Annotated in this window: 10 protein-coding genes and 1 pseudogene; 2 read left to right on the forward strand and 9 right to left on the reverse strand. The window is 40.1% G+C overall.

Annotated features, from left to right (window positions below):
* Window positions 1–16 precede the first annotated feature (16 nt).
* The 5 genes and pseudogenes from IGJ14_RS07930 to lacG form a co-directional block, all read right to left on the reverse strand.
* Complete coding sequence (locus IGJ14_RS07930; protein ID WP_207463618.1) at window positions 17–1,648, reverse strand: glycosyl hydrolase 53 family protein; 1,632 nt, start codon at window positions 1,646–1,648, stop codon at window positions 17–19.
* Window positions 1,649–1,668: 20 nt separating this feature from the next.
* The gene (locus IGJ14_RS07935; protein WP_374952895.1) at window positions 1,669–2,067 is read right to left on the reverse strand and encodes a lactose/cellobiose PTS transporter subunit IIB; all 399 of its coding nucleotides are present in this window, start codon (window positions 2,065–2,067) and stop codon (window positions 1,669–1,671) included.
* Window positions 2,067–3,351 (reverse strand): annotated as a pseudogene (locus tag IGJ14_RS07940) (PTS transporter subunit EIIC); the annotation flags it as partial. The pseudogene IGJ14_RS07940 and the gene IGJ14_RS07935, both read right to left, overlap by 1 nt.
* A gap of 18 nt (window positions 3,352–3,369) precedes the next feature.
* Entirely contained in the window at window positions 3,370–3,681 is a 312-nt protein-coding gene (locus IGJ14_RS07945; protein WP_010735223.1) for a PTS lactose/cellobiose transporter subunit IIA, read from the reverse strand.
* Between the two features lie 16 nt (window positions 3,682–3,697).
* Complete coding sequence (lacG, locus tag IGJ14_RS07950) at window positions 3,698–5,098, reverse strand: 6-phospho-beta-galactosidase (protein WP_019723883.1); 1,401 nt, start codon at window positions 5,096–5,098, stop codon at window positions 3,698–3,700.
* A 226-nt stretch (window positions 5,099–5,324) separates the two neighbouring features.
* On the opposite strand from lacG, the gene IGJ14_RS07955 reads away from it, so the two are divergent.
* A complete protein-coding gene (locus IGJ14_RS07955; RefSeq protein ID WP_019723884.1) occupies window positions 5,325–6,101 on the forward strand; it encodes a DeoR/GlpR family DNA-binding transcription regulator in 777 nt (258 codons plus the stop codon).
* A gap of 10 nt (window positions 6,102–6,111) precedes the next feature.
* Window positions 6,112–6,810, forward strand: a complete 699-nt coding sequence (locus IGJ14_RS07960; RefSeq protein WP_108144190.1) for an HAD family hydrolase — start codon at window positions 6,112–6,114, stop codon at window positions 6,808–6,810.
* A 28-nt stretch (window positions 6,811–6,838) separates the two neighbouring features.
* On the opposite strand, the gene dnaJ is transcribed toward IGJ14_RS07960, so the two are convergent.
* The 4 genes from dnaJ to hrcA form a co-directional block, all read right to left on the reverse strand.
* On the reverse strand, window positions 6,839–8,005 hold the full coding sequence (gene dnaJ / locus IGJ14_RS07965; protein WP_010735219.1) for a molecular chaperone DnaJ: 1,167 nt from the start codon (window positions 8,003–8,005) through the stop codon (window positions 6,839–6,841).
* Window positions 8,006–8,359: 354 nt separating this feature from the next.
* Entirely contained in the window at window positions 8,360–10,189 is a 1,830-nt protein-coding gene (gene dnaK / locus IGJ14_RS07970; protein ID WP_010735218.1) for a molecular chaperone DnaK, read from the reverse strand.
* Window positions 10,190–10,244: 55 nt separating this feature from the next.
* On the reverse strand, window positions 10,245–10,793 hold the full coding sequence (gene grpE, locus IGJ14_RS07975) for a nucleotide exchange factor GrpE (RefSeq protein WP_019724029.1): 549 nt from the start codon (window positions 10,791–10,793) through the stop codon (window positions 10,245–10,247).
* 82 nt (window positions 10,794–10,875) lie between these two features.
* The gene (hrcA, locus tag IGJ14_RS07980) at window positions 10,876–11,919 is read right to left on the reverse strand and encodes a heat-inducible transcriptional repressor HrcA (protein WP_019724030.1); all 1,044 of its coding nucleotides are present in this window, start codon (window positions 11,917–11,919) and stop codon (window positions 10,876–10,878) included.
* Window positions 11,920–12,140 lie beyond the last annotated feature (221 nt).

Raw genomic sequence — 12,140 nt, forward strand, 5'->3', positions numbered from 1 at the left:
CTTAGGGGCTTTTTTACTATTGATTTTTAACGAGGGTCACATGATCCACCGATACCCATCCTTGCGCTTTTGCATCAACATAAATGCCAATCTCACTCGTGCCTGAAGTAACCGGGATATCTTTGATCGTTACCTTCGTCCACTCGCCACTTTTAGTGATCGAAGCCTTCAGTTCTTTCCCACCATGATTTTTGACATACACCTGACTAGTGGTCAAATCGCCGCCTGCCATAGTATAAGCAGTTAATGTGTAGGTTCCCTTGCTTAATCCATTAACCGTTTGATATATCGACATTTGATACGCTTGATCATCCCAAAAGGTTGCTTTATACGTTCCGGAAAACCCACCAGTTTCAGTTTTCAATGTATCGATTGCTGCGCCATTGCCTCGCCACACCGACCAATTGGACGGTGCGTTCGTGAAACCGTCATTTTCAAAACTAGGATTTTTCAGAAGATTTTGCTGTCTCCCTGCTTCTTGAAATGCCTTTAAGCTAGGAAGCGCTTGTCCATTGAAATCAAACATCGCTTGGTTATCCCACTCATTTCCTGTTTGAGACTGTACGCCTAGATAGTTCATTCCAGCAGCTGTTGCCCAAGAGACATTGCCGTTATACCATAGAGGTTCCCAGTAGAAGAATCCGTTTCCTTTCTCATTTGGTACGGTTTGGATACGGGTCACCAAATCATTCAAATATTCTCTTTGACCTGCTGGTGTTGCCGCATAGCCTCCTGCAATTTCCTGTTCAGGCCCAAAAGCATTGGGCATACTATCCGCATTGGCAGTTGTGTGTCCATACGCAGTCTCTACCACATTGACTTCTTTATCATATCTGGCACTGATCGTGTTCATTGTCGTTTGTAAGGCATTCATCGAGCCATGCCAATAAGGATAATAGGACAGGCCGATCAAATCGTAATCTACCCCACGTTTTGTAATCTCATCAAACCACCAAGTAAATACATCTGTATCTCCACCATCAGCTAAATGTAGCATGATTGGCGTGTCGACTAGTTGTGTTTCTTTTACTCCCCGAATCCCAGACTTCAAGAAAGTGGCTAATCGATCAAACTCGCCACCACCTTCCCCCCATGATTTCCCATGAGGCCAAAGCATGCCGCTATTCAATTCATTACCTATCTGGACCATATCAGGATATACGCCATTGTTTTTCATTTCTGTCAATACACTTTTCGTATAACCGTATAAGGCTGCATCAAGTTGCTCAAAGCTATAGTTTTCCCATGCTTTCGGTAGGTTTTGTTTGCCAGGGTCCACCCAGAAATCACTATAATGAAAATCAAGTAACACTTTCAATCCCTGGTTTTTCGCACGTTTCGCCAAAGCAATCGTTGTTTTCAAATCATTCGTGCCTGCACCATATGAATTCCCTTGATCATCATAAGGATCTTGCCATAATCGCAAACGAACATAGTTGACGCCATTGTTCTTTAGAATCTGTAATGCATCTTTTTTCACACCATTTTCGTAATATCCTGCACCAGATTTTTCCATATCTGCTAATATCGAGATATCTGCTCCTCGTATCAATTCCTTTGCCTCCACTTGCTTTGTGCCTACTACTACACTGACTAATGAAACAAATAATCCGACAACCAACACTCGCCAACCTTTTACTTTGTTCATTTAACGATCTCTCCTTTGATTTAAAATTGATCTAAAACAAACCGAACAGCTTTCTCAGGATCTCTTGTCAAACCAATGTATTCTGCACCTTTTGTGGCAACCAATTTAATCCCTAAACGATCTGTGTCTTCCTTGATATCCTCATAGTAAGATTGCACTTGCGGCGCCAAGACGATCATATCAAAGTCTTCCATCATCTCGTAATGAGAACCATAAGCACCTGCTAAAGCACTGATTGGTGCATCAAATTCTTTTGCTCCTTCTTTTAAGGCATTTGCAAGCATAGCACTTGTACCTGCACCTGCACATAAAACTAATACATTGATTTCTTTTCCTGAATCACCCAAAGAACTCGCTTCTGTTGCCAATCCTTCATTCGCCGGAATCGTCACAGTCACTTTTGTTTCGTTTTCTTGCATGGCTACTTGTTCTGCTTGTCGTGCTTCTTGCTCGACTAACGTTGCATCATACGCCTTACAGAATGGGAAGTAGATTGCAAAGTCGACGAGAATCAAGACGGCGGCTAATACAAACGCCAAAACCCCCATGCCGGTTCCTAAGACTAGTCCAATCGGCGCTGGCGTTGCCCAAGGTAAGACATACATGAAACTATTCATTCCAAATACATCAACAAAAAACTTGAACAAGCAAACGTTTACAATCGGCGTCAATAAAAACGGAACAAAGAAATACGGATTCAAAATCATCGGTGCCGCAAACAACAACGGCTCATTCACAGCAAAGCTGACTGGAATAACTGAAGCTTTACCAACGGCTTTTAACTGTTTGGATTTTGCAAACAGCAAAAAGATAAACGGAACGACTAAAGTCGCACCTGTTCCACCCATCGTTCCGACAAAATTTCCTAAACCAACAGTCAATACATGTGAAGCTTGTTCCCCAGAATTGAACAGTTGTAAATTGGTTTCGACATTCGCATAAATGATCGCTGCAATCGCTGGTTCAACGATCGATGGACCATGCACACCAACAAACCAGAAAAATGCCATAGCACCCCAGATCACGGCTATCCCCAAATAGCCATCTGCTGCTGTAAATAGTGGTTGTAATAAAGTGATGATGGCTTCTGCAAAAGAGATGCCAAAAAGACTACGTGCAGCTAAGTCGACCAACACGGCGGCAAAAACCGAAAATGAAAATGGAAAAATATCGCGGAACGTTTGAGAAATCGTTCCTGGTACCTCTTTTGGCATCTTGATCGTAATATCTTTTCGTACACAAAACTTATAAATGTTCACAGTAATAAATGCAGCGATGAACGAAGCAAGTAATCCTTTCGTCCCCATATATTCCGTTGAAAAACCACCTTCGATCGGTGAGACACTCAACAATAAGAAACTAACTAAAGAAGCAAGCATCACCGATGTGGTATTGATGATTTTATTTTTCGGCATTCTCCGATTCATCGATTCAGCTAAACAGCGTGCAGTAGTTGTAGAAACTAATATCCCCACGACCCCCATCGAATAATTGTAGATTTTCCATAGCCAGGTCGATACTCCTTCTGGCCATTGAAAACCAAAAATCTCAGGAACTGCCGCAATCAAAATAAAGATACTTGAAAATAAAATTGCTGGCATAGCCGTCAAGAAGCCATCTCTGACCGCACCTAAGTATATATTACGTGAGATTTTTTCAAAAATCGGTTTGCCTTTTTCAATTTGCTTGATGATCCCATTCATGCTTTTCACTCCTAGTGATTATTTGTTTTTATATAACTCAATGAAATCTTGGATCAAATCTCTTAGCAATAAAGTAGTCATCAAGTGATCTTGTCCATGGATAAATATAAAGCCCATATCCATGTCTTTTCCTGAAGCTTCTTCTGCTAAGATCTTTGTTTGCGAATTATGGGCTAATGTCAAATTCTCATCTGCATCCTTCAAGGCTTCTTCCACACGATCAAATTTCCCTTGACGGACTTCTCTTAATAATGTGAGTAACGTACTACGTGCATCCCCTGAATAAGCCACGATCTCAAAACCTAACATTTGCAATTCTTCTTTATTCATCTTCCATTCCTCCAACTTAAATGATTGTCTTTGTTTCACTGACGAATTTGTACCAATAGGCGGACTCTTTTGGGTAACGTTTTTGCGTTTCGAAATCAACATAGAAGAGTCCGTATCGTTTATTGTAACCATTTGACCAAGAGAACAAATCCATTAACGACCATAGGAAATAGCCTTTCACGTTGACTCCAGCAGATATAGCTTTGCTCAGTGATTCTAAATAAACTTTCAAATATTCGATCCGTGGTTGGTCCATGATCACACCATCATCGAACTGATCTTTGAATCCCATCCCATTTTCAGTGATGTAGATTTTATTGTAGTGGGGATAATCTTCCTTGATACGCAACAATAGATCATACAACCCTTCTGGATAGATCAACCAGTCCCAATCCGTTCGAGGGATTCCTTCTTTATAGATCCGTTCCCCAATTCCTTTTACTTTATAAACAGAAGTGCCTTTGTCTCCCGTTCCATTATGATGGATCGCATTCTCTCCATGATACGCTTTTACAAAGTGACATTGATAATGGTTGATCCCCAAGTAATCATTACGATGTGAGGCACGCTTCATTTCGACCAGATCCTCTTCAGGAAAGTCATAGCTTGCGCCGTTCGCTTCACAAATCTCCGCAAGAGCCGACAATGTTTCATCTGAGTAATACCCTAAATATGTGGCATCTAAGAGAAAACGGATCGACAACGCATCATCTAAGAACGCTGCATGTTGATCTTCCGAAGCCTCCGATGCAGGATATTTCGTCTCTAAAGAATGGACCACACCAATTTCACCTGCGTATCCCTCATCCTTGAACAAATTCACGACCCTTGCATGCGCATACATCATGTTATGCAAACAAGCAATGATCTTTGTGAAATCATACGTGATTCCTGGTGGGAAAATCCCTAATAAATATTGGTTCGTCGCTACCGGATAAATCTCGTTGAAGGTACTCCAGTAACGCACTTCTTTAAATTCTTCAAAGCAAAATTTTGCATACGCAACAAACGCTTCGACATTGTCTCTATTTAAAAAATCACCCTGATCAAACAAAACTTTCGGGGTATCAAAATGATGAAGCGTCACAAAAGGAAGTACCCCATGTTTCTCACAAGCCGCAAAGACCTTATGGTAAAATGCCACACCCTCTTCATTCACTTTCCCAGTTCCATCAGGAAAAATACGACTCCACGCAATGGATAAACGTAACCCATTCACACCAAACTTCTCACACAATTCAATATCTTTTTCATATTGATGATAGAAATCGCTCGCAGGATCAGGACTGAATCTTCCTTGTTTCTCTAAAAACTCGTCCCAAGCAACTTCACCTTTCCCACCTTCTTTTGTTGCACCTTCTACTTGGTATGCCGCTGTTGCTCCGCCAAAAATAAAATCTTCTGGTAATTTCAGCATTTCTTCCCCTACCTTCTTGTCTACTAATTTATATAACAACACGAATTGTAATCGCATTCAAAACATTTGTCAACAAAAACAAACAAATTCAATCAATAAATTGTATTTATTCGAAATAAAAATGGGATTTGTTTGTTTCAGTTGATTATTTTTGTTTGTGTATGTTTGTTTTTGTTGACCTCTATTCTAATCTATGGTAGATTATTTGTGAATTGGGAGTGATTAGATGTTAAAAAGAGAGCGCTTACTAACAATTAGTGAGATGGTTAATAAAAAAGGAATTTTAACGGTCAGTGAGATCATCGAACAATTGAATGTCTCTGATATGACCGTTCGTCGAGATTTGGATGAGCTAGAAAAATCCGGAAAGTTATTGCGTATCCATGGCGGAGCCCAAAGCCTGACCTATACCCTCGACCAAGAATTATCACATACAGAAAAATCAGTCATGCAAATCAAAGAAAAGCAACAGATTGCGGCAACTGCCGCACAGTTGATCAATGAAGGCGATACCGTCTTTTTGGGTCCAGGAACGACGATCGAGTTATTAGCATCTCACTTGATCCACAGGAAATTGCGGATCATTACAAATAATTATGCCGTTTTTGAAGTGTTAGCCCAAGCAGAAGTTCCCGAAATTTTGTTGATCGGTGGCGACTTTCGAAAAAACACCGGTGCATTTGTCGGCCCCATCACCAACGATAACCTCAGAAAACTGAAGTTCACCAAATCGTTTATCAGTGCTAACGGTGTCCATAATGAAACAATCTCAACCTATAGCACCGAAGAAGGTGAAGCCCAACAAATCGCATTGAACCATTCGAAAAACAAATACTTATTAGTCGATCACCAAAAATTCAATCGCGATGACTTTTATATCTTTTATCAATTACATGATTTTGATTTACTGATTACTGATCCACACATCAAATCACATGTGAAAGATCATTATTCGCAATATGTCCAAATAAAATTAGCGGAATCGCTAGAAAATGAACTTTAGGAGTGAACGTATGAAAGGAATTATTTTTGATTTTAACGGGACGATGTTCCAAGACTCCCATTTACATGAAGCAGCTTGGGTCAAAATGATCCATCATTATTCTAAAAAAGAGCTTTCTGATGAAGACATTGTTAAAAATATCCATGGACGTACCAATAGTGAGATATTGAACTACTTTATCTCCCCTACTTTATCTATGGAAGAAGTCGAGAAATTATCCAACGAAAAAGAAGCATATTATCGCAACCTTTGTTTAGAAAAACCCGACGAATTAGTTCTCACGCAAGGATTGACCGGCACTTTGGACATATTGAAAGAGGAAAACATCCCAATTACGATCGCTACAGCGACAGTCAAAGATAACGTTGAATTTTATTTCGAGATTTTCGATTTAGCACGATGGTTTGAATTTGATCAAGTCGTTTACGATGATAATACGTTCCCAGGTAAACCACAACCTGATATCTTTATCAAAGCTGCTCAAAAATTGGCTCTTGAACCAAAAGATTGCTTGGTCATTGAAGATGCTTATTCTGGACTCTTAGCAGCCAAACGTGCAAATATCGGTACGATCATCGCCATTGATCCATTTGGAAAAAATCGCCAGTTATTCTCCAATCAAGAACTGAGAAAAGATCGTGTGATAGAGAATTTTGATGATTTCTATCTCAATATCTTAACAACTGCAACTTCATCAAAAAAAAGATAGACGTATGATCGTCTATCTTTTTTTGTATTTATTTACGTTTTTTTCCGCCAAACGCATCTTTTACTTTATCAAAAAAACCATCTTCTTGTTGCTCTTGAACATGCATGCCGCCTGCTTTAGCAAACGCACGTAAAGCTTCACGCTGTTCCTCATTGAGGTTTTTAGGTGTAATCAATTTCACACGTACATGTTGATCCCCTGTTGAACCACCACGTAAACGCGGTGCTCCTTTGCCACGTAAACGGAAGTTCGTTCCCGTTTGCGTACCAGCAGGGATTTTCAATTTGACATCCCCATGAACAGTTGGCACTTGTACTTCATCGCCTAATGCCGCTTGCACGAAGCTTAATGGTAACTCATAATAGATCTCTGAGCCATCACGATCGAAGATATCACTTTCTTCTACTCGGAAGACTACATATAGATCTCCGAATGGACCACCATTCTCGCCTGCTTCACCTTGTCCTGCTAAGCGCATTTGTTGTCCTTCTTCCACACCGGCTGGTACATTCACTTTGACCGTATGTGCTTTCTTCTCATGACCAGAGCCATGACAAGTTGGACATGGTTCTTTGATTTCTTTCCCAGTCCCCCGACAAACATCACAAGTTTGGCGGCTCATCACACGACCAAGTGGTGTTTGACGTTCCACATTGATCGTTCCAGAACCATGACATTTATGACAAGTCGTCGGTTGAGTTCCTGGTTTTGCACCATTTCCGCTACACGTGTGACAAATTTCTTCACGATTGTATTTGATTTCTTTTTCTACTCCAAAGATTGCTTCTTCGAAGGATAAATTGACTGTATATTGTAGATCTGATCCTTGACGAGGGGCATTTGGATCAACAGATCTTCCACCACCGCCGAAAAATGAATCAAAAATATCTTCAAATCCACCAAAGCCAGCACCACCACCAGAGAAGCCGCCAAAGCCACCAAAGCCGCCGCCACCTGCGCCATAATTAGGATCAGTTCCGGCATGTCCGTATTGATCGTAAGCCGCACGTTTTTGTGGATCACTTAAAATCTCATAAGCCTCTGAAACTTCTTTGAATTTTTCATCAGCATCAGGCTCTTTATTGATATCTGGATGGTATTTCTTTGATAACTTTCGATAAGCTTTTTTTATTTCGTCTTCTGAAGCTCCCTTTGACAGCCCCAAGACTTCATAATAATCACGTTTTGTTGCCATAGGCTTTCCTCCTATTGGTTCTCTTCATTTCCACGTCGTTTGTTATCATATCACACTTTGATCGAAACAAAAACCGGAAATTTCGAAGTATCGACTAAAGAAGAAAAAATCGATCATTGAATTCTATGGCACAAAGAAAAGAAAACATTTCTCTTCTTGATCCAAAGAAAAATCATAATTGATGACTTCTTTCTTTACACTAGCCATGCTTCTAAACTGTATAAAATAAAGTGATACAAGATTATTCCCTCGGAAATAAGCCGAAGAATCGCGAAAATATGAGAAGCTATTTTCGAATTCTTCGGCTTATTCTAAGCGGGACTTGATCTCTTTAAGTGAAACTAAATGAACTGATTATTTTTTGTCGTCATCGACTTCTTCAAAATCAGCATCTACGACATCATCCGCTCCGCCTTGGGCAGCTTCAGGATTTTCTTGAGCTTGTTGTTGTGCCGCTTGTTCATATAATTTAACTGTCAAGTTTTGCACGATTTCGTTCAACGCATCACGTTTTGTTTTCATTTCTTCGATGTTGTTTGCTTCTACCGCAGCTTTCAACTCGTCACGAGCTGCCTCAGCTTTTTTCACTTCTTCTTCGTCAACTTTGCCTTCTAATTCTTTCAAGGTTTTATCAACTGAGAATAGCAATGCATCGACATCGTTACGTAGATCAACTTCTTCTTTACGTGCTTTATCTGCTTCTGCATTAGATTCAGCATCTTTCACCATGCGTTCGATTTCTTCGTCTGTTAGACCTGAAGAAGATTTGATCGTGATTTTTTGTTCTTTTTGTGTACCTAGATCTTTTGCAGATACATTTACGATACCATTTTTATCAATATCGAATGTTACTTCGATTTGAGGGATACCACGTGGTGCAGCTGGAATATCTGTCAATTGGAAGCGACCTAATGTTTTGTTGTCCGCAGCCATTGGACGTTCCCCTTGTAATACATGGATATCTACCGCAGGTTGGTTATCCGCAGCTGTTGAGAATACTTGTGATTTACTTGTTGGGATCGTTGTATTACGATCGATCAATTTTGTAAATACGCCACCCATCGTTTCAATACCTAATGATAATGGTGTTACGTCTAGTAAAACAACGTCTTTCACATCACCAGTGATCACGCCACCTTGGATTGCCGCACCCATCGCTACAACTTCATCAGGGTTTACTGATTTGTTTGGTTCTTTTCCTGTTTCTTTTCTTACAGCTTCAACAACCGCAGGAATACGAGTTGAACCACCGACTAAAATCACTTCATCGATTTCCGATTGTGACAAACCAGCATCTTTCAATGCTTGACGTACAGGAACTTTCGTACGTTCCACTAAGTCAGCTGTCAATTCATCAAATTTTGCACGAGTCAATGTCATTTCTAAATGCAATGGACCAGCGTCACCAGCTGTGATAAATGGTAAGCTGATTTGAGTGCTTGAAACACCAGAAAGGTCTTTTTTCGCTTTTTCAGCAGCGTCTTTCAAACGTTGTAATGCCATTTTATCTTGACCTAAGTCAATGCCGTTTTCTTTTTTGAATTCAGCAACCATATGATCGATGATTTTGTTATCAAAGTCATCTCCACCTAAATGGTTGTCTCCGGCAGTAGATAATACATCGAATACACCGTCACCTAATTCAAGGATCGATACGTCAAATGTACCACCACCAAGGTCAAATACTAAGATTTTTTCATCGCGATCTGTTTTGTCTAAACCATAAGCTAATGCTGCCGCAGTTGGTTCATTGACGATACGCTCTACTTCTAAACCTGCAATCTTACCAGCATCTTTAGTTGCTTGGCGTTGTGCGTCGTTGAAGTACGCAGGAACAGTGATAACTGCTTTTTCTACTTTTTCGCCTAAATAATCTTCTGCGAATCCTTTGATGTATTGTAAGATCATTGCAGAGATTTCTTGTGGTGTATATGATTTACCTTCAACATCCACTTTATAACCAGCTTCACCGATATGGCGTTTGATGGAAGAAATCGTATTAGGGTTTGTCACTGCTTGACGTTTTGCTACTTCCCCTACTTGGATCTCACCATTTTTAAATGACACAACAGAAGGTGTTGTACGGTTTCCTTCTGGGTTTGCGATGATTTTTGCTTCATTTCCTTCTAATACAGCTACTGCTGAGTTTGTTGTACCTAAGTCAATTCCGATAATTTTACTCATAATCAACGTCTCCTTATCTTATTACTAAGTTGTTTGTTTCTATTCCATCATGACTTTATTGCGCAACGATAACCATTGTCGGTCTCAATACGCGGTCATGTAATTTATAGCCTTCTTGTAACACTTCAACGATGGTATCAGCAGGTAATTCATCTGTTGCTGGCACCGTTTGAACTGCTTGATGCAATGTCGGATCAAAAGGTTCACCTTTTGCAGGGATTTTTTCGATCCCCTCTTCCTTCAATGCATGTTTCAAACTTTCAAGAACCATCTCGACACCTTTTTTCAAACTTGCACCTTGTTCGTCAGATACTTCTGTCGCTAAGGCACGTTCCAAGTTGTCGATCGAAGGTAATAATTTTTTTGCTAAATCTTGTGAACGATATTTTTGCAATTGCTCACGCTCATTTTTGCCACGATTCGCCATATTAGCGATCTCTGCTCTTGCACGTAAAAACTTGTCTTCCATTTCATCAAATTCAGCTTGGAGATTCGCAAGTTCGCTTACTTCTTCTTCCACTTCTGAAACTTCTACTTCTTCCGTTTCTGGATCTAGCTGCGTATCATTCAATTCCTGATCTAATTCTTCGTGGTTTTCTTTCATGATGCAGTCTTCCTTTCATTATTCAGTCAGCTGCTTGATCGTTCAACTCGAAAAAAGAACGATCAGTCACTTTTGTGATTGTTCAAAAATCCGAGCGGTCAAGCGTGCGGTAATAATCAGCGAGTTTGTGTGCCAATTCTTTTCGATAGACATCAACAAGACCTAACATTTTGGAATACGGCATACTCGTTGGTCCGAGTAATGCGATCGTTCCACGTCCATGACCGACGATCTCGTAACTCGCTTGGATCATACTCATATTTTGCAATAGATCATTGCCTAATTCCGAACCGATTTTGATATGTATCTTACTATCCATCGGTACGATCATCTGTGTCAGTTCATAGGAATCTGTCATAAATGAAAACATTGACTTGAACTGATCCACATCTTGCAGCGGTTCATAATCCAATAAGTTCATTTGGCCACTCACATAAACTTTATCTTCAAACGCATGACTCAAAACCGTATCAAAGAGACTAGACATCCCTTCAGTTGTTTGAAAATATTTATGCAAGATCATCGGGATCTCCGTGCGTAATTTGTTGTATACCGTCACTAACGGATCTCCTACCAAACGGTCATTGACAATACGAACCATTTTTTCTAAGTCCTGACTACCTAAGTTTTCAGGAAGAGTAAAAACCTGACTTTCAACGTTTCCATTGTCAGTCACAACGATCGCAATGACCTGACGACTATTCAATGGCACGATGCGAAAACCGGTCAAACGGCGATCTTTAATCTCGGGTCCTAACGAAAAAGTAGTGTAACTAGTCAACTCAGATAAAATCTCAGCTGATTGTTTGATGATTTCGTTGATTTCATGGAATTCCTTGTTTAAAGACTGTCGAATTTGGTGCAAATCATCATTTGCTACACGAGCAGGTCGTAACAGATGATCCACATAATAACGATAACCTAGCGCAGACGGTATACGTCCAGAAGAAGAATGTGTCTTCAAAAGTAGACCTTCATCCTCTAAAGCTTTCATATCATTACGGATCGTCGCTGGACTTGCCTCGACTCCTTCCGCCATTAACGTTTTGGAACCAACGGGCACCCCACTACTCGTATAGTTTTGGATGATCAGACGTAAAATATCACTTTGTCGCTGTGTTAACATCTTTCTCACCTCTCATTAGCACTCTTAGCTTCTAAGTGCTAACCCACTTATAAATATAGCAAGAAGACCAAAAAGTGTCAAGGAAAAGAACCCACTTTTTTAGCACTCTAGCATCGAGAGTGCTAACCAATTGTCAACTTGCTTAAAATACCGTCATATCAAGCATTTGATCATAAAAAACCTTGACCAAATCAATTGTTTATTTAGTTGTTATAAAAAAT

Origin of the sequence: Enterococcus sp. DIV1304_2 (genome assembly GCF_050555445.1) — a bacterium.
GTDB classification, from domain to species: Bacteria; Bacillota; Bacilli; order Lactobacillales; family Enterococcaceae; genus Enterococcus_B; species Enterococcus_B pernyi.